Origin of the sequence: Actinosynnema sp. ALI-1.44, from assembly GCF_001984155.1 — a bacterium.
Classification (GTDB): domain Bacteria; phylum Actinomycetota; class Actinomycetes; order Mycobacteriales; family Pseudonocardiaceae; genus Kibdelosporangium.
In genome coordinates, this window is the sequence record NZ_MTQO01000042.1 from 217,695 (window position 1) to 239,173 (window position 21,479).

The following is a 21,479-nucleotide window of genomic DNA, read 5'->3' on the forward strand; positions in this document are numbered from 1 at the left end:
CTCTCACACTTCCCAGTTCGCGTCTCGTGCCCCGGCGTCTTCAAGCGCCAGCTGGATCAAGGCGTCGGTGTCCATGCCGTCAATCGAATCGGTCACATCGAAGTCCACAACGGACTCGTTGCCGGTGCCACCGGCCATCCCGAGCAGCACGTCGAACAGTCCCGCTTCACGCAGCCGCTTCATCGGGATGTTCGCCAGCAGCTCGCGGACGGTCGTCTCGGCCTCGTCCACGCCGTCCGACGGCACCAGCTCACCGGCGATCCAGGTGGCGAGCGCACTCGGCGTCGGGTAGTCGAAGACGAGTGTCGCCGGGAGACGGAGACCAGTGGACTCGTTGAGCCGGTTGCGCAGTTCGACCGCGGTGAGCGAGTCGAAACCGAGTTCGGTGAAGCTCTTGGCCCGGTCGATCGCCTCCGGGCCGTTGAAGCCCAACGTGACAGCCACCTGTGTGCACACGGCCGCGAGGGTGACGTCGACGCGCTCGGCTTCGGGCGTGACCCGCAGCTTGTGCAGCAAGCTTTCCGTGAGTTGCGGCCTGCGTGCGACCGTACGGACCAGACCACGCAGCAGCGGCGGCAGCACACCGTCGTCGGCGAGTTGCCGCAGCTGCCGCAGGTCGAGTGCGACCGGGACCGCCACAGCCGTGTCCGCGTCGGTGGCGATGTCGAACAGTCGCGTGCCCTGTGCGTTGGTCAGCGCCTCGACGCCCGACCGCGACATCCTGCGGACGTCCTTGTTGTCGAGGTGCGCGGTCAGCGTGCCGCTCTCGGCCCACAGTCCCCAGGCGAGTGACGTCGCGGGCAGCCCCGCTGCGCGGCGCTGGTGCGCCAGTGCGTCCAGGAACGTGTTCGCCGCCGCGTAGTTGGCTTGCCCGGCACCGCCCATGAGCCCGGCGGCGGACGAGAACAGCACGAAGTGCGTGAGACCCGAGGTGAGCTCGTGCAGGTTCCACGCCGCGTCCACCTTCGGCCGCAGCACGGTGTCGAGCCGCTCCGGCGTCAGGGAACCCAGGACGCCGTCGTCCAGCACACCGGCTGTGTGCACGACCGCGGTCACTGGGTGCGCGGGATCCACAGCGGCCAGCACAGAGGCCAGCGCATTTCGGTCGGCCACGTCACACGCCGCCACTGTCACCTCGGCACCGAGCGATTCCAACTCCTTGACCAGCGGCTCCATCTCCGGCGCCGCGATGCCGCGACGGCTGACCAGCAGCAACCGCCGGACGCCCCGATCGGCCACCAGGTGCCGGGCGAAAACGCCGCCGAGCACACCGGAAGCACCGGTCAGCAACACCGTGCCCGCGGGATCCCAGGTGCGGGGTTCCTCGGTCGGCGCCGCTGCCTTGCCCAACCGGAGCGCGTACGATTCGCCGCCGCGAAGAGCAATCTGGTTCTCCTCCAGCGTCACGACGCCAGGCAAGGTCTGCCAGGAGACATCGTCCCCATCGACGAGCAGGATCCGGCCGGGGTTCTCGGACTGCGCCGAACGCAGCAGACCGAGCGCCGCGGCACCGGCCAGGTCGCGGATGCCCTCGTCGGCACGGGTCGCGACCGCGCCCCTGGTCACCACGACCAGCCTGCTGTCCGCGTTCGTTTCGTCAGCGAGCCAGTCCTGCGTGAACCGGAGCACTTCACCGACAGCGGCGCGCACGGCAGCGGGCACATCGCTGTCACGCTCGGACAGCAAGGGCAGCACCACGATTTCGGAGGCGACGCCGTCCAGGCTGATTCCAGCCTCGGCAAGCCCGGCGACCATCGCTTCGTCATGGTCGCCCACCAGCGCCCATGCGCTCGCCGGTGCACTGTCCTCTCCGGACACGCGCTGCCACACCGGCTCGAAGACCGGGTCACTCGCCTCCAGGTGCGCCGCAGCGAGCGGACGGACCACGAGCGAGTCCACGGACGCGACGGGAAGCCCGGTGTCATCGGTGATCTCGAGCCCGGCTCCGCTCCCAACCGCCGACACCTTCACCCGCAGGGCCCGTGTGCCCGTCCCGTGCAGGGACACGCCGTTCCACGCGAAGGGAAGGTTGGGTTTTCCGGTTTCCGCTGCGAAGGAGCCCAGCGCGATGCTGTGCAAGGCCGCGTCGAGCAGCGCCGGGTGCATGTCGTAGCCGGAGACGTCGGTGTTCTCGGGGAGGGCGACTTCGGCGTAGAGGTCTTCGCCGTGTTCCCACGCCGCCCGCAAGCCCTGGAACACCGGCCCGTACTCCAGGCCCGCGTCCGCCGTGCGCTCGTAGAAGTCACCGAGGTCGACCGGCTTCGCCCCTGACGGCGGCCACACGAGCAGTGCCTGTCGGGTAACGGATGTGGCGGCGGTGAGGGTCCCCGAAGCGTTCAGCGTCCACGCAACCGTGGGGTCGTCAGCCTGCTGGGACCGGGAGTAGATCCGTACCGGGCGCCGCTCTTGCTCATCCGGGCCGTCCACCCAGACCTGCACCTGCACCGCCCCGGACTCCGGCAACACCAACGGCGCCTGAAGAGTGAGCTCTTCCAAGGCCGGGCAGCCGACTTCGCCGCCTGCCCGCACGGCCATCTCCACGAGCGCCGTCCCCGGCACCAGCACATGCCCGGCGACGCGGTGATCCGCCAGCCACGGCGCCAAGTCCACCGACACACGGCCGGTCAGCAGCACCCCGCCGGTCTCGGGAATCGAGACGGCCGCACCCAGCAACGGATGCTCCACCGCCCCGAGCCCCAGCCCGGACGCATCGCCACTGGAACTGCCAGGGGCAGGCCAGTAGTGCTGTCGTTGGAAGGCGTAGGTGGGCAGGTCGACCCTGTTCGGCTTGTAGGGGGCGAAGAACGCCTCCCAGTCGACGGTCACGCCGTGGGTGTGCAGCCGCGCCAACGCCTGGACCAGGTCGATCTCCGTGTCGCGATTGCGCCGCAAAGTCGGAATGAAGACGACGTCGTCGGAGACGCTGTCCGGCCCCATCGCCGACAACACCGCATCCGGGCCGATCTCCAGAACCACATCGGCAGTCAGAGCCGATACCGCATCCGCGAACCGAACCGGCTCACGAACCTGACGCACCCAGTAGCCCGGGTCACTCCACTCACTTGTGACCACCGCACCGGTCACTGTAGAAACCCCAGCGAGACTCGGTATCCCGAACTCGACACCCGAAATCGCGTCAGCGAAGTCCGCCAACATCGGCTCCATCAACGCCGAATGGAACGCATGACTCACCCGCAACTTGCGAGTCTTCACGCCCTCCTCCGCCAGAACCGCAGCAACTTGATCGACTGCGATCTCAGGACCGGACAGCACGACCGAGGCCGGACCGTTCACCGCAGCAATCGAGACACCCTCGATCAGAAGCGGAGTCACGATGTCCTCGCTGGCGGCAACGGACACCATCGCGCCACCCTCAGGCAAGGCCTGCATCAACTTCGCCCTGGCCGAGACCAGAACACAAGCGTCCTCAAGCGACAACACCCCGGCCACATGAGCAGCCGAGATCTCACCCACCGAATGCCCCGCAACCACCTCAGCCTTCACACCCCAAGCCTGCAACTGCCGCCACAACGCGACCTCGATCATGAACAGCACCCGCTGCGCAGTCCCGGTCGGGTCCACCACGGCATCCGGGTCGGTCACCACCGACGGCTCGAGGCCCATCAGAGCGCAGATCTCGTCCACAGTCCGGGTGAACACCGGGAACTGGCCGTAGAGACCTGCGGCCATGCCCGCCCACTGAGCGCCCTGACCCGTGAACACCACACCAACCCGACCAGACCCACCAACCACATCCACACTCGCAAGACCCGCCACAAGCTCCTCACGCGTAGGGCCTACAACAGCAGCCCGCAGATCCATGGCCGAACGACAAGTCGCTAGCGAGTAGGCCACATCCACCGAGGACAACTCAGGGCGGTCCTCCACAAACGACCGCAACCGCAGAGCCTGCGCCCGAACCGCCTCAGGGGTCTTGCCCGACAGAATCCACGGCACCACACCAGCGGCAACCGGCACCGGCACCGGCACCACAGGCGTATCCGGAGCCTGCTCCAGGATGACGTGGGCGTTCGTGCCACTGATCCCGAAGGACGACACGCCAGCCCGACGTGGCCGACCGTTGGTGTCCCAAACACGCGACTCGGTCAACAGCTCGACATTGCCCTCAGACCAGTCAACGTGCGGCGTCGGCTCATCGACATGCAACGTCTGAGGAAGCACACCATGCCGCATCGCCTGCACCATCTTGATCACACCAGCAACACCAGCCGCAGCCTGAGTATGACCAAGATTCGACTTGACCGACCCCAACCACAACGGGTCACCGCCGCGCTCCTGGCCATACGTCGCCAACAACGCCTGCGCCTCAATCGGATCACCCAACGTGGTACCAGTGCCGTGAGCCTCCACAACATCGACTTCAGACGCGGCCACACCGGCATTCGCCAAGGCCTGACGGATCACGCGCTGCTGGGAGGGGCCGTTCGGAGCGGTCAGACTGCTGGACGCACCGTCCTGGTTGACCGCCGAACCCGCGACAACCGCAAGGACCGGATGTCCGTTCCGCTTCGCGTCGGAGAGGCGCTCCAGCAAGAGCATGCCCACACCCTCCGACCAGCCCGTGCCGTCCGCCGCGGCTGCGAAGGGCTTGCAACGACCATCAGCAGCCAGGCCACGCTGACGACTGAACCCGATGAACACCCCCGGGGTCGCCATCACGGTCACACCACCAGCCAGGGCCATGGTGCATTCACCCGTGCGCAGGGCCTGTGCAGCCAGGTGCAGGGACACCAGCGACGACGAACACGCAGTGTCCACCGTCACCGCAGGACCCTCGAACCCGAAGGTGTAGGACACACGGCCGGACAAGACGCTGCCCGTCGCGCCAGTGCCTACGAATCCTTCGCCGTCGATCGCGTTACCGACCACCGAGGCATAGTCGTAGTGCATCACCCCGGCGAACACCCCAGTCTTGCTACCCCGAACCGACCCCGGGTCGATCCCAGCGCTTTCAAAAGCCTCCCACGACGTCTCCAGCAACAACCGCTGCTGCGGATCGGTCGCAACCGCCTCACGCGGGGACAAACCGAAGAACCCAGCGTCGAACTCCGCAGCGTTGTGCAGGAAACCACCCTCACGGGCATACGACGTCCCAGGGTGATCAGGATCCGGGTGATACAAGCCCTCGACATCCCACCCACGATCCGTGGGGAACAACGACACAACATCACCCCCGCCACACAACACAGACCACAACTCCTCAGGCGAACCGACGCCACCCGGATACCGGCAGGCCATCCCCACAATCGCGATCGGCTCCCCTACAGTCGCGGACTCCGCCCCCACAACCAACCCCAGACCACCCCTACCCACCACCAGCTTTTCAACCAGCAAACCGGCCAGCGCCTCAGGATTGGGGTAGTCGAACACCAAGGTCGCGGGCAGTGACACTCCCGTCACAGCACTCAACCGGTTACGCAACTCCACCGCAGTCAACGAGTCGAAACCGATCTCGCCGAACGACCGCGCCGGATCCACCTGACTCGCCCGCGCGAACCCCAGCACGGTCGCTGTCTCGGCACACACGATGTCCAACAAAAGTGCATGCGCCGCAACATCGTCCAAACCGGACAAACGGGCGGCAAGCTCGGTGTCGACCTGACGGGCGCTGGTCCGCCGGACCGGCCGACGCACCAACCCCCGCAGCAATGCGGGAACCTCCACGTCTCCGGCCGCGAACCCGGCGAGGTCAAGGTGGGTCGGCACCCACACCCCGCCAGCGCTGGTCAGCTCGAAGAGCGCCATGCCTTCTTCGTCTGACAACGCACGTCCTGTACGAGCGAGACGACGCCGGTCGCTCTCGTCGAGTGTGTCGCCCATGCCGCGCTGCCACAGACCCCACGCCAACGACGCCGCAGGCAGGCCCCGCCCGATCCGATAGGCGGCGAGAGCATCCAAGTACGAGTTCGCCGCCGCGTAGTTCGCCTGCCCAGCATTGCCGAACACACCCGCGGCCGATGAGAACAACACAAACCGCGACAACCCCAGGCCCAGGGTGGCCTCATGCAGATTCCACGCCGCATCAACCTTCGGCCCGAAGACCTTGCCGACCTGCTCAGCAGTAAGGGACTCCAGCATCCCGTCGTCCAGCACACCAGCCGCATGAACCACCGAGGTCACCGGCAGACCCACAGGCGCCAGCCCGAGGACCATCTCGACCTGCGCACGATCAGCCACATCCGCCGCAGCCACCACCACCTGCACACCACGGTCACTGGCCCACTGAACCAACTCAGCCATGCCAGGGGCATCACCACCACGACGACTGACCAACACCAAACCGGGCACGCCCTGCTCCACCAAGTGCCGGACCACCACACTGCCCAAGGCACCGGACGCACCCGTCACCAGAACAGAACCCTCACCCCACCCACCGCCCGCGCTCGCGGATACAGAATTCAGGCGAGCTGAATACAGAACACCACCACGCAAAACAAGCTGCGGCTCGCCAGTGGCCACGACCTCAGCGAGATCGAGACTGTCCAGATCCGCAGGGGTGTCGGTGTCCACCAGAACGAACCGGCCCGGGTGCTCCGACTGCGCCGACCGCACCAAACCCCACACGGCAGACCCAGCCAGATCAACGATCTGGTCACCGTCCAATGCTGCGACCGAACCTGAGGTCGCCACCACCAGAACACCCTCACCAGAACGCAACCACTCCTGCAACTCTCCCAGAGCCCACACCGTACGAACCCGCACATCAGAATCACCAATCGCACGCAACAACGTGCCACCGACATCCCCAGCCACCACAGACACCGGCGACCACGACACCGCAAACAAAGAATCCACACGCGCCTGCAAGGACGCAGCATCAAGCGCACGCGTGACCAACGAATCCACCGTGACGATCGGGGCACCCGTGGAATCTGCCAGGGCGATCGACCCGTCGGCGCTCAGGCGTACCCGAGCATGAGTCGAGCCAATCGCGTGAACGGCAACACCCGACCACACAAACGGCAACGAAGGCCCCTCAACGCCATCGGAAGACCGCACCACCAACGAATGCAACGCAGCATCCAACAAAGCCGGATGAACCCCGAAACCCTCCACATCACTGGAATCCTCAAGCGCGATCTCGGCGAACACATCCCCACCACGACGCCACACCGCCCGAACACCCTGAAACACCGGCCCATACGCCAACCCACCCACAGCAAGGCCCTCGTAGAAACCATCCAGCGACACCGACTCGGCACCGGCAGGCGGCCACTCCACCAGCCCTTCCCCAACACCAGCACCACTGGCCAGCGTGCCAGTCGCATGGTGCGTCCATTCCTGCTGAACACTGTCCTCAGGCCGAGAATACATGTCGACGCCACGACGACCGGTCTCGTCTGGTTCTCCAACGACGACCTGCACATGCACCGCACCGGCATCAGGCACAACAAGCGGGGTCTGCAAAGTCAGTTCCTCGACCAGGTCACACCCGACCTCATCACCCGCCCGCACCGCCATTTCAACGAACGCGGTTCCGGGCAGCAGCACGACTCCGGCCACCAAGTGATCAGCAAGCCATGCCTGTTCGCGCAACGAGATCCGACCGGACAGCACCACACGGTCCGAGTCCGCCGACGCCATCACCGCACCCAACAACGGATGCTCAACCGCACCCAGTCCCGCGGTCGCCACATCACCACGAGATCGCCCAGCGATAGGCCAGAACCGCTGCCGCTGGAACGCATACGTCGGCAACTCAACCCGAGACGGCTTGTAAGGCGCGAAGAACGCCTCCCAATCCACAGTCACCCCGTGGGTGTGCAGACGAGCCAACGCCTGCACAAGCTCGGTTTCGGTGTCACGGCCACGACGCAAGGACGGAATGAAGGCCACGTCGCCGGAAACGTTGTCCGGCCCCATCGCCGACAACACCGCATCCGGCCCGATCTCCAAAACTGTGCCCACATCCGCCGCAAGAGTCGCGATGGCATCCGCGAACCGGACAGGCTCGCGAACCTGACGTACCCAGTACTCGGGGTTACCCCACTCGTCAGTGACCACAGCACCGGTCACAGTCGAAACCCCGCTGAGACTCGGTGTTCCAAATTCGATATCTGAGATCGCGACAGCGAAGTCCGCCAACATCGGCTCCATCAACGCCGAATGGAACGCATGACTCACCCGCAACCGGCGAGTCTTCACACCTCCCGCAGCCAAAGCGTCCGCCACTGCGGTGACCGATGCTTCAGGGCCAGAGAGCACCACCGAGGACGGCCCGTTGACCGCAGCGATCGACACACCATCCACCAACAACGGGGTAACGGTCTCCTCGCTGGCGGCAACGGATACCATCGCGCCACCTTCAGGCAACGCCTGCATCAACCGAGCACGCGCAGACACCAGAACACACGCGTCCTCAAGCGACAACACCCCAGCGACATGGGCGGCAGCAATCTCACCGACTGAGTGCCCCGCGACAACCTCAGCCTTCAGGCCCCACGCCTGCAACTGCCGCCACAAAGCCACCTCAACCACGAACAACACCCGCTGTGCGACCCCAGTCGGATCAACCACCGCCTCCGGATCAGTCACCACCGACGGGTCAAGACCCATCAGGACACAGATCTCGTCCACGGTTTCGGTGAACACCGGGAAACGGCCATACAACCCAGCAGCCATCCCAGCCCACTGCGCACCCTGGCCCGTGAACACCACACCAACCTGGCCGGAACCCCTGACCGCATCGACGGAGTCCAGCCCAGCCAGAAGCTCGTCCCGCGCAGAACCCACCACAGCGGCACGCTGTTCCAGGGACGCACGAGAAGTCAGCAGCGAGTACGAAACGTCCACAGCGGACAGCTCAGGTCGATCGCCGACGAAGGACTTCAAACGCAGTGCCTGTGCCGCCACCGCTTCCGGCGTCCTACCCGACAGGACCCACGGCACCACACCAGCGGCAACCGGCTTCCGCTCAGCCACCGCGCGACTGCCGGGAGCCTGTTCCAGAATCACGTGTGCGTTCGTGCCACTGATCCCGAACGACGACACAGCAGCCCGGCGCGGACGACCCGAAGGCTCCCAAACACGCGACTCGGTCAGCAGTTCGACGTTGCCCTCGGCCCAGTCGACGTGTGGTGTCGGCTCATCCACGTGCAGCGTTCGGGGCAACACACCGTGCCGCATCGCCTGCACCATCTTGATCACACCGGCAACACCAGCGGCCGCCTGGGTGTGCCCGATGTTGGACTTGATCGACCCCAGCCACAACGGATCCCCGTCGCGATCCTGGCCGTACGTCGCCAGCAAGGCCTGTGCCTCGATCGGGTCACCCAGCGTCGTGCCAGTACCATGCGCCTCCACCACGTCCACATCGGACGCGACAACACCGGCGTTCGCCAGGGCCTGGCGGATCACCCGCTGCTGGGAAGGACCGTTCGGCGCTGTGAGCGTGCTGGACGCGCCGTCCTGGTTGACCGCGGAACCCCGGACAACCGCGAGGATCGGGTGGCCCAGTCGCCGTGCGTCGGAGAGGCGCTCCACCAGGAGCATGCCGACGCCCTCGCCCCACCCTGTCCCGTCCGCGGCGCCCGCGAAGGACTTGCAGCGGCCGTCGGCGGCCAGGCCGCGCTGACGGCTGAACTCGACGAACGTGTTCGGAGTGGCCATCACCGTCACACCACCGGCCAAGGCCATGGTGCACTCGCCGTTGCGCAAAGCCTGCGCAGCAAGGTGGAGGGCCACCAGCGAGGACGAACACGCCGTGTCCACCGTGACGGCCGGGCCTTCCAGGCCGAACGTGTAGGCGACCCGGCCCGACAGGATGCTGCCCGCGGACCCGGAGCCGACGAAGCCCTCGGATGAGTCCTTCGCCTGGGTGACGACCTGGCTGAAGTCGTGGTACATCACGCCGGCGAACACGCCGGTCCGGCTGCCGCGGACCGACTTCGGGTCGATTCCGGCCCGTTCGAAGGCCTCCCAGGTGGACTCCAGCAGGAGCCGCTGCTGCGGGTCCATCGCGGTTGCCTCGCGGGGGGAGATCCCGAAGAACTCGGAGTCGAACTCGTCCGCGCTGTGGAGGAATCCGCCCTCACGGGTGTAGGACGTGCCCAGGTGGTCGGGGTCGGCGTCGTAGAGCGCTTCGAGGTCCCAGCCGCGGTTGTCCGGGAACAGCGAGATCGCGTCCCGTCCTTCCGCCAGAAGCTGCCAGAGTTCCTGCGGCGAGGTGACGCCGCCCGGGTACTGGCACGCCATGCCGATGATCGCGATCGGCTCGTCGGCGCTCGCCTTGACACGGACCGGGGCCTCGGTGCGCTCCTCGGCTCCGACCAGCTCACGCTCGAGGAAACTCGTCAGCACATCGGGATTGGGGTAGTCGAAGATCAGCGTCGCGGGCAGCCGGACGCCGGTCGCGGCACTCAACCGGTTGCGCAGGTCCACCGCGGTCAACGAGTCGAAACCGATCTCGCCGAACGAGCGCGCCGGATCCACCTGCCCGGCCCGTGCGAAGCCCAGCACCGTGGCGGTTTCCGCGCACACCAGCTCCAGCAGCAGAGCGTGTGCCTCGGCGGAACCCACCCTGCTCAGCCGGGTGGCGAGCTCGGTGTCCGCTTGACGGGCACGACTGGTCCGGCGGACAGGCCGACGCACCAAACCCCGCAGCAACGCGGGAACTTCGGCGGCTCCGGCGGCCAGGTCGACATGCGCCGGAACCCACAGCCCGTCGGCACTGGTGGCGTCGAAGAGGGCCATGCCCTCCTCGTCCGTCAGGGCGCGTCCGGTGCGAGCGAGACGCCGCAAGTCACCTTCGCTGAGCGTGTCGCCCATGCCGCGCTGCCACAGACCCCAGGCCAGGGAGGTTCCCGGCAGGCCTCGCGCGACCCGGTGCGCGGCGAGTGCGTCCAGGAAGGTGTTCGCCGCCGCGTAGTTGCCCTGCCCGGCGTTGCCGAACACGCCCGCGGCCGACGAGAACAGCACGAACCGCGACAACTCCAGGCCCAGAGTGGCCTCATGCAGGTTCCACGCCGCGTCGACCTTCGGCGCAAGCACCTCATCGACCTGCTGCGGGGTGAGGGATTCCACGATCCCGTCGTTCAGCACACCGGCGGCGTGCACCACCGAGGTCACCGGCAGACCGGCAGGCGCCACCCCCAGGACCATCTCGACCTGCTCGCGGTCAGCCAAATCCGCGGCCGCGACAGTCACCTGCACACCACGGTCACTGGCCCACTGGACCAGCTCAGCCATGCCAGGGGCGTCGCCACCCCGACGGCTGACCAGCAGCAGGCCCGGCACGCCCTGCTCAACCAAGTGGCGCACCACCACGCCACCCAGGGCACCCGATGCGCCCGTGACCAGGACTGAACCCTCACCCCAACCACCATCAGCAGCCGGGGAAGCAGGGGTCAGGCGAGCCGCGTACGGAACACCACCGCGCAGCACGAGCTGAGGCTCATCAATGGCCACGATCCCGGCGAGGTCGAGTGTGTCGAGCGCCTCAGGAGTGTCGGTGTCGAGCAGGACGAACCGGCCTGGGTGCTCGGACTGCGCCGACCGCACCAGACCCCACACGCCCGAGCCCGCGAGGTCGTCAACCTGGTCGCCGTCCACTGCGGCAACCGACCCAGTGGTCGCCACCACCAGCACGCCCTCGCCGGAGCGCAGCCACTCCTGCAATTCGCCCAGCATCCACACTGTGCGGTCACGTACCGACCCCGCGTCAGAGGCACGCAGCAGCGTGGCAGCACCATCTCGACCAGCTGCGGCAGAGACAGGAGTCCACGTCAGGGTGTAGAGGGACTGCGGGGCGCGGTGGCGGAGCTGGCCGGGAGCGAGCGTCCTCGACAGCAGGGAGTCCACTGTGGCCAGTTCCACACCTGTGCTGTCAGCCAGCAGCAAGGCGCCGTCAGCGCGGGCATGCACCCGCAGACTGGACGCACCGCTGGCCTTGAGCACAACGCCGCTCCACGAGAAGGGCAGCAACGGACCTTCCTCGTTCGCTTCGTCTTCCTTCAGCAGAAGCGGGTGCAGGGCGGCGTCGAACAACGCGGGGTGAATCCCGAACGCACGCGCTTCACTGCTCAGGGAATCCTCGATGGCGACCTCCGCGAAGAGGTCGTCGCCTCGTCGCCATGCCGCCCGCAGCCCCTGGAACAACGGCCCGTACGCCAGACCGTGCTCGGCAACGCCGTCGTAGAACCCGTCCACGGAAACCTGCTCGGCCCCGGTCGGTGGCCAGTCCGTCAGGCCGTCCCCCACTCCGGCGGTGCCGGTGGTGAGGGTGCCGGTGGCGTGGTGGGTCCACTCTGGCTGGACGGTGTCCGCAGGGCGGGAATAGATATCGATGCCGCGCCGCCCAGCCTGGTCGGGTTCGCCGATGGCGACCTGGAGGTGCATCGCACCGGCGTCCGGCAGGACAAGCGGGGCCTGCAAGGTCAGTTCCTCGATCAGGTCACACCCGACCTCGTCACCAGCCCGCACAGCCATTTCGACAAACGCTGTACCCGGCAACAGAACCATCCCGGCGACCACGTGATCACCAAGCCACGGCTGCTCCCGCAAAGAAATGCGGCCCGAGAGCGTCACACGGTCCGAGTCGGCCGAGACTGTGACCGCGCCCAACAGCGGGTGCTCGACCGCGCCCAATCCCGCAGTGGCCACGTCACCGCGCGATCGCGACACGGACGGCCAGTACCGCTGCCGCTGGAACGCGTAGGTCGGCAGCTCGACCCGAGCCGGGCGGTACGGTGCGAAGAACGCCTCCCAATCCACCGACGCCCCGTGGGAGTGCAGCCGCGCCAACGCGTGGACCAGGTCAGTTTCGGTGTCACGGCCCCGGCGCAGGGTCGGGATGAAGACCACGTCGTCGGAGACGTTGTCCGGTCCCATCGCCGACAACACCGCGTCCGGCCCGACCTCCAGAACCACGCCAGTGTCAAGAGTCTTGACAGCATCAGCAAACCGCACCGGCTCACGAACCTGACGCACCCAATAACCCGGATCACTCCACTCATCCGTGACCACCGCACCGGTCACCGTGGAAACCCCAGCGAGACACGGTATCCCAAAATCGATACCCGAAATCGCATCAGCGAAGTCCGCCAACATCGGCTCCATCAACGCCGAATGGAACGCATGACTCACCCGCAACCTGCGAGTCTTCACACCCCGCTCCACCAGAAGACCGGCAACCTGATCCACTGCGGCCTCGACACCGGAAAGCACCACCGAGGCCGGGCCGTTGATCGCCGCGATCGACACACCCTCCACCAACAGCGGAGTAACAGTGTCCTCACTGGCAGCGACAGCGACCATCGCGCCACCCTCAGGCAACGCCTGCAACAACCGAGCCCGCGCGGAAACCAACACACACGCGTCTTCGAGAGACAGCACTCCGGCAACGTGAGCAGCGGCGATCTCACCGACCGAGTGCCCGGCGATCACGTCCGCCCGCAGACCCCAAGCCTGCAACTGCCGCCACAGAGCCACTTCGATCATGAACAACACCCGCTGCGCGACCCCGGTCGGATCGACCACCGCATCCGGATCAGTCACCACAGAAGACTCAAGCCCCATCAGCGCGCAGATCTCGTTCACAGCCTCCGTGAACACCACAAACCGGCCATACAACCCAGCGGCCATCCCAGCCCACTGCGCACCCTGACCCGTGAACACCACACCAACCCGACCAGAACCACCAACCACGTCCATGGAGGCCAAGCCGAACAGAAGCTCGTCACGCGTAGGGCCTACAACAGCGGCCCTCTGATCCATGGCCGCACGGGAAGTTGCTAGCGAATAGGCCACATCCACTGCGGACAACTCGGGGCGGTCCTCCACAAACGACCGCAGCCGTAGAGCCTGCGACAGCACGGCCTCCGGGCTCTTGCCCGACAACACCCACGGCACCACACCGGCAACAACCGGTTCAGCAACCGCCGCCGACGACACCTCCGGCGCCTGCTCCAGGATCACGTGCGCGTTGGTCCCGCTGAACCCGAACGACGACACACCCGCCCGACGCGGACGACCCGACTCCCAGACCCGCGCACCGGTCAGCAGTTCGACACTGCCTTCAGCCCAGTCCACATGCGGCGTCGGCTCATCGACATGCAACGTCTGCGGCAACACACCATGCCGCATCGCCTGCACCATCTTGATCACACCAGCAACACCAGCAGCCGCCTGCGTATGACCGATATTCGACTTGATCGAACCCAACCACAACGGCTCAGTACGATCCCGGCCGTAGGTCGCCAACAAAGCCTGCGCCTCGATCGGATCACCCAAGGTAGTGCCGGTTCCGTGCGCCTCCACGACGTCCACTTCAGACGCCGACACACCCGCGTTCACCAACGCCTGCCGAATCACCCGCTGCTGCGACGGACCATTCGGCGCCGTCAAACCATTCGACGCACCATCTTGATTGATCGCCGAACCCCGCACCACCGCCAAAACCCGATGCCCCAACCGCTGAGCATCCGACAACCGCTCCACCAGCAGCATGCCCACGCCCTCCGACCAGCCGGTGCCGTCCGCCGCGGCCGCGAACGGCTTGCAGCGGCCGTCGGCGGACAGCCCGCGCTGACGGCTGAAGTCGATGAACGTGTCCGGGGTCGCCATCACCGCAACGCCTCCGGCCAGCGCCATGGTGCACTCACCACTACGCAGAGACTGGACCGCCCAATGCAACGCCACCAACGACGACGAACACGCCGTATCCACCGTCACCGCAGGACCCTCGAACCCGAACGTGTAGGAAACACGACCCGATGCGACGCTGTTGGAGTTGCCGGTGACCAGGTAGCCGCCGACCTCGTCGAGCATCCCGTTCATCTGGGTGCCGTAGTCGTGGTAGCTGACTCCGGCGAACACGCCGGTCCGGCTGCCGCGCGCGGCCGACACGTCGATCCCTGCCCGTTCGAACGCCTCCCATGCGACCTCCAGCAGCAGTCGTTGCTGCGGGTCGGTGGCGATCGCCTCGCGGGGCGAGATGCCGAAGAACTCCGGGTCGAAGTCCGCGACCTCCGGTAGGAAACCGCCTTCGCGGGTGTAGGTCGTGCCGGGGCGGTCGGGGTCGGCGTCGTAGAGCGAGCCCAGGTCCCAGCCGCGGTCCTGGGGGAAACCGGAGATCGCGTCGCCGCCGGTGGTCACCAGGCGCCACAGGTCGTCGGGGTTGTCGATCCCGCCGGGGTAACGGCAGGCCATGCCGATGATCGCGATGGGTTCGTCGGCGCCGCTCACCGTGACCGCGACGGGGGCGGTGGTTTCCTGGTGCTCGTCGAGCAGTTCCGCGCGCAGGAGTTCGGTGAGCGCGACCGGCGTCGGGTAGTCGAAGACGAGGGTCGGGGGCAGCCGCAGACCGGTCGCGGTGATCATGCGGTTGCGCATCTCCACGGCGGTCAGGGAGTCGAAGCCCAGGTCCTTGAAGGCGCGGCCGTCGTCGATGCCGTCGGTGCCGGAGTAGCCCAGCACCATGGCGATGTTGGTCCGGATCAGCTCGAGCAGCACCTGGTCCTGCTCGGCCGCGGACAGGCCCACCAGTCGCTGCCGGATGCCGGTGGCCGATTCCGCGGCGGTGTCGACGACCCGGCGTCCGGTGGTGCGCACGAGCCCGCGCAGCAGCGGCGGGACGTCCCCGGTGGCGGGTCCGTCGTCGTCCCCGACGTGCATGGCGACCAGGAACGAGTCCGGCAGGCCGGATGCGGTGTCGAGCAGGGCGAGACCCTCGGCGGTGCCGATGTCACGGACACCGGCGCGGGAGATGCGTGCCTTGTCGGCATCGGCGAGGTCACCGGTCATGCCGCTGGCCTCGGCCCACATGCCCCACGCGACCGTGGTGACGGGCAGCCCGGCCCGGCTGCGGTGCACGGCGAGCGCGTCGAGGAACGTGTTGGCCGCCGCGTAGTTCGACTGGCCACCCGCGCCGAACGTGGCCGCGATGGACGAGAACAGCACGAACATCGCCAGGTCGAGGTCACGGGTCAGCTCGTGCAGGTGCCAGGCCGCGTCGACCTTGGGACGCAGCACGGCCTCGACCCGCTGCGGGGTCATCGACCCGAGCACGCCGTCGTCGAGCACGCCCGCCGCGTGCACGACGCCGGTCAGCGGGTGCGCGGACGGAATCCCCGCCAGCATGGCGGACACCGCGTCGCGGTCGGCGACGTCGCACGCCACGACATCGACGGTCGCGCCGAGTGCGGTCAGTTCGGCGGTGAGCTCCGGTGCGGCACCCCGGCGGCTGGTGAGCAGCAGTCGCCGCACGCCGTGGGTGGTGACCAGGTGCCGTGCGACGTGCCCGGCGAGGACACCGCTGGCGCCGGTGACGAGCACAGTGCCGTCCGGGTCCAGTGCGCGCGGCATGGTCAACGCGACCTTGCCGATCTGGCGGGCCTGGCTGAGCTGCCGGAACGCGTCAGGAGCTTCCCGGATGTCCCACGCGGTCACGGGCAACGGCCGCAGCACGCCGGTCGCGAACAGCTCACGCAGTTCGGTGAGGATCTCGCCCAGCCGGTCCGGTCCGGCCTCGATGATGTCGAAGTTGCGGTACCAGACGCCGGGGTGGGCGTCGGCGACTTCGGCGGGGTCGCGGACGTCGGTCTTGCCCATCTCGATGAACCGCCCGCCGCGCGGCATGAGCCGCAGCGTGGCGTCGACGAACTCCCGTGCCAACGAGTCCAGCACGACGTCGACACCGCGACCGCCGGTCGCGCTGCGGAACTGCTGCTCGAACTCCAGGTCACGCGACGACGCGATGTGCGTGACGCCGCAGGCCCGCACCGTGTCCTGCTTGGCCGGGCTCGCGGTGGCGAACACCTCGGCGCCTCGGTGCTGGGCCAGTTGCACGGCGGCCATGCCGACCCCGCCCGCGGCGGAGTGGATGAGCACGGACTCGCCCGCCGACAGCCCGCCGAGGTCGAACATGCCGAAGTAGGCGGTGAGGAAGGCGATCGAGGTGGCGGCGGCCTGGGCGAACGACCACCCGTCGGGGATCGTGACGAGCACCCGCTGATCGGTCACGACCAGCGGCCCGAACCCGCTGGGCAGCAGGCCCATGACCCGGTCGCCCACCTTCAGGCCGGTGACACCGGGACCGACCTCCAGCACGACGCCCGCGCCTTCGAGGCCGGGCGCGGCAGACGCGCCCGGGTACATGCCGAGCGCGTTGAGCACGTCACGGAAGTTCAGGCCCGCGGCGCGGACCGACACCCGCACCTCACCGTCCACGAGTGGGGCGTCTGCCTCCGGGAACCCGGTCAGGCGCAGGTTTTCGAGGGTTCCCTTGGCTGCGATGTCGAGATGCCACGCCTGGTCGCCGGTCGGCGGTTGCAGGGCGTCCTTGGGCGCGACGCGGCCCAGTCGCGGCGCGTACACCGCCTGCCCCCGGACGGCCAGCTGCGGTTCGTCGGTGGCGAGGGCACCGAGCAGGGCCCGGTAGGCGGCGTCGGACCCGTCGACGTCGGCGAGCACGAGCCGTCCGGGGTTCTCCGACTGGGCGGAGCGCAGCAGGCCCCAGGCTGTGGCAATGGGCAGGTCGACGATCTCGCCTGGCAGGGCGGCGACGGCACCGCGGGTCATCACAAGCAGCCGCGCGTCGTCGTACTGCTCGGCGGCCAGCCAGTCGCGGACCAGTTCGAGGGTGTCGACGGCGGCGGCGTGGGCCAGCTCCGGCACGGACGAGCCGGTGCGGTCGATCCCCGGGCACCAGACGGCGACGAGCCCGGATTCGGCGTCGTTCACCGAGGCCAGTTCCCGGACGTCGGCGCCGGCGCGCCGGAAAGCGGCGGCGAGGTCGCCGACGGCGTCGCACGTCCCGATCGGGTCCGGCAGCCGCAGCTGGGTCCAGTCCACTCGGAACAGCGACTCGTGGAACGAGCCGCCGCCACCGGCGAGTTGTTCGGTCGACACGGGACGCATGGCCAGGGACGTGATCGTGGCGACCGGTTCGCCGGTCGCGTCGGCGATGTCCAACGCCATCGCGTCGTGGCCGACCGAGACGGCCCGGATCCGCAGCGAGGACGCGCCTGTGGCGTGCAGCGAGACGCCGTTCCAGGCGAACGGGAGCCACGGCTGGCCGATGTCCTCGACGAACCCGCCGAGTCCGACCGAGTGCAGCGCGGCGTCCAGGACGGCCGGGTGCAGGCCGAACTCGGCCGCTTGCTCGGCGGCCTCCGGCGGCAGCGACACCTCGGCGAAAACCTCGTCGCCGCGTCGCCACGCGCGCCGCAGGCCACGGAACGTCGGCCCGTACTCGACGCCGTTGTTGCTGAACCCGTCGTAGAGCCCTTCGAGGTCGAGGACGTCCGCACCGGCCGGTGGCCATGCCGAGAGGTCGGCTCCGTCGGGTCGTCGCGCCGCCGAGAGCAGGCCGGTGGCGTGCCGGACCCAGTCGGCTTCGGCGGGCGCGTCCTCGGCGCGGGAGTAGACGTTCACCGTGCGCAGGCCCGCGTCGTCCGGTTCGGCGAGCGTGACCCGCAACTGGACGGCGCCGTCCTCGGGCAGGACGAGCGGGGTTTCCAGGAGCAGTTCCTCGACGACGCCGCAGCCGGCCTGGTCCCCCGCGCGGATGGCGAGTTCGACCAGCGCGGTGCCGGGCACCACGGTCCGGTCGAGTACGACGTGGTCGGCGAGCCAGGCGGTGGACTGCACGGAAAGCCGTGCGGTGAAGAGGAATCCTTCCGGCATGGCGATGGTGGCGCCGATCAGCGGGTGGCCCGCGGAGCCGAGACCGAGCCCGGTGGCGTCGGCGGGGGCGAGCGAGCTTTCGAGCCAGAACCGCTGGCGCTGGAAGGCGTAGGTGGGCAACGGCATCCGGCGCACACCGGTACCGGCGAAGAACTCCCGCCAGTCCACGGCTGTGCCACGCAGGTGCACGCGGCCGATCGCCTCGATGAGCGCCCGGTCTTCGCTCTTGTCCTTGCGCAGCACGGGGACGAACGCGGCGCGTTCGGGCGTCGCCAGGCATTCCTGCCCCATGCCGGACAACGCGCCGTCCGGGCCGAGTTCGAGGAACGTCGTCACGCCCTCGTCTTCCAGCGCACGGACGCTGTCGGCGAACCGGACCGGCTGCCGGACGTGGTTCACCCAGTACTCGGGGTCGCGGAGCTGCTGCGCGGAGGCCACGGCACCGGTCACGTTCGACACGACCGGCAGCGTCGGCGCGTGGAAGGTCAGCTTCTCCACCACGGCACGGAATTCCGCCAGCATCGGGTCCATCAGCGGCGAGTGGAAGGCGTGGCTGACCCGCAGTCGCCGGGTCCGCACACCGCGTCCCGACAGCTCCGCCTCGACAGCGAGTACCGCGTCCTCGGCACCGGAGACGACCACGGATTCCGGGCCGTTGATCGACGCGATCGCGACCAGGTCGGTGTTGTCGCCGATGATCGCCAGCACGTCCTGCTCGCTGGCCCGCACCGCCACCATCGCGCCGCCCGCGGGCAGCGCCTGCATGAGCCGCCCCCGGGCCGTGACCAACGCGCAGGCGTCTTCCAGGGACAGCACTCCGGCCACGTGCGCGGCCGAGATCTCGCCGAGCGAGTGGCCCGCGACGAAGTCCGGCCGCACGCCCCAGTTCTCCACCAGGCGGAACAACGCGACTTCCAGTGCGAACAACGCGGGCTGCGCGATGCCGGTCGGGTCGAGGTCCGCGGCGTCGTCGAAGATCACCGCCGGGTCGAGCCCCAGCAGTCCGCACGCCTCGTCGAAGGCCGCCGCGAACACCGGGAAGACCGCGTGGAGTGCGCGGCCCATTCCCGCGCGCTGGCTGCCCTGACCGGTGAACAGCAGTGCCAGCCGTGGTTCGGCGGGAACGGTGTCCCGCGGCACGGTGCCGGTGTCCTCGGCGAGCGCGGTGAGGCCCGCTTTCAGCTCAGCGAGGTCGGCGGCGACCACGACGGCACGGTGGTCCAGCGCGGCCCGGGTAGTGGCCAGCGAGTACGCGAAGTCGGCCAGTGGCGTGCCAGGGCCGATGTGACGCACCAGTTTCGCCGCCTGGTCACGCACCGCACCGGGGCCACGGCCCGAGACGACCACCGGCACCAGCGGCAGCGCCCGCGTGGCCTGCTCGGCTTCCGGTGTCTCCTCGGGGACGTCCTGCTCGATGATCGCGTGCGCGTTGGTGCCGCTCACGCCGAACGACGACACGGCGCCCCGGCGGGGCCGCCCGGTCTCCGGCCACGGGACCGGTTCGGTGAGCAGGCTGACCTGGCCCTCGGACCAGTCGACGTGCGGCGTGGCGTCCTCGACGTGCAGGGTCTTGGGCAGGATGCCGTGCCGGATCGACATCACAGTCTTGATCACGCTCGCCACGCCCGCGGCGGCCTGGGCGTGCCCGAAGTTCGACTTGATCGACCCGAGGTGCAGCGGCCGCCCACCGGCGCGGTTCTGCCCGTAGGTCGCCAGCAGCGCCTGCGCCTCGATCGGGTCGCCGAGCACGGTTCCGGTGCCGTGCGCTTCGACGGCGTCGACCTGGTCGGCGGTCAGCCGGGCGTCGGCGAGTGCCTGCCGGATGACGCGCTGCTGCGCGGGCCCGTTCGGGGCGGTGAGGCCGTTGGACGCACCGTCCTGGTTGATCGCCGAACCGCGCAGCACGGCGAGCACCTGGTGGCCCTTGCGGCGTGCGTCCGACAGCCGTTCCAGCAGCACGAGCCCGACGCCTTCGGCCCAGCCGGTGCCGTCGGCGGTGGCGGCGAACGAGCGGCACCGGCCGTCGGCGGCGAGCCCGCCCTGCCTGCTGAACTCCACGAACACCGCGGGTGACGCCATGATCGACACGCCACCCGCGATGGCCATCGACGACTCGCCCGCACGCAGCGAACGAGCCGCGAGGTGCAGCGCGACCAAGGACGACGAGCACGCCGTGTCGATGCTGACGGCCGGGCCTTCCAGCCCGAACGTGTACGAGACGCGGCCCGACAACACGGCGCTGAGCCCGCCCGTCATCAGCAGGCCCTCGAGTTCCGCGGGCAGCTGAGCGGTGTCCGAGGCGTAACCGGAGTCGGTGGCGCCGATGAACACGCTCGCGGGCGTGCCCTTGAGCGACAACGGGTCCAGTTCGGCCCGTTCGAACAGCTCCCACGCGGTTTCCAGCACCAGCCGCTGCTGCGGGTCCATCGCCAGCGCCTCACGCGGGCTGATGCCGAACAGCGCGGGGTCGAACTGGGTGGCGTCGCGCACGAACCCGCCTTCGCGGGTGTAGGTCGTCCCGGTGCGCTCGGGGTCGGGGTCGTAGAGCGACTCCACGTCCCACCCTCGGTCATCGGGGAAGTCCGTCACGGCGTCTGTGCCGTCGGCCACCAGCCGCCACAGCTCCTCCGGCGAGCTGACCCCACCGGGGAAACGGCAGCTCATCGAGACGATCGCGATCGGCTCCTGCTGGCTCGACTCCAGCTCACGCAGGCGCTGTCGCGTCTCGGCCAAGTCCGCGGTGACCCATTTGAGGTAGTCCCGGAGCTTGTCTTCATTCATGGTGCGTGCCTTGCCTGTGCGTGGGAGTCATGGCGGAATCGGTGAACGGACGG

At 68.3% G+C, this 21,479-nt stretch carries 1 protein-coding gene; it reads right to left on the bottom strand.

The features are described from left to right. Positions 1-3 precede the first annotated feature (3 nt). Positions 4-21,426 carry a type I polyketide synthase gene (locus ALI144C_RS57520; protein WP_237774184.1) on the bottom strand — a complete coding sequence of 7,141 codons (21,423 nt, stop codon included), beginning with the start codon at positions 21,424-21,426 and terminating at the stop codon, positions 4-6. Positions 21,427-21,479 lie beyond the last annotated feature (53 nt).

Excerpts from the sequence above, each read along its gene's own strand:
- ALI144C_RS57520 (WP_237774184.1), bottom strand. The coding sequence starts at position 21,426 with ATGAATGAAGACAAGCTCCGGGACTACCTCAAATGGGTCACCGCGGAC.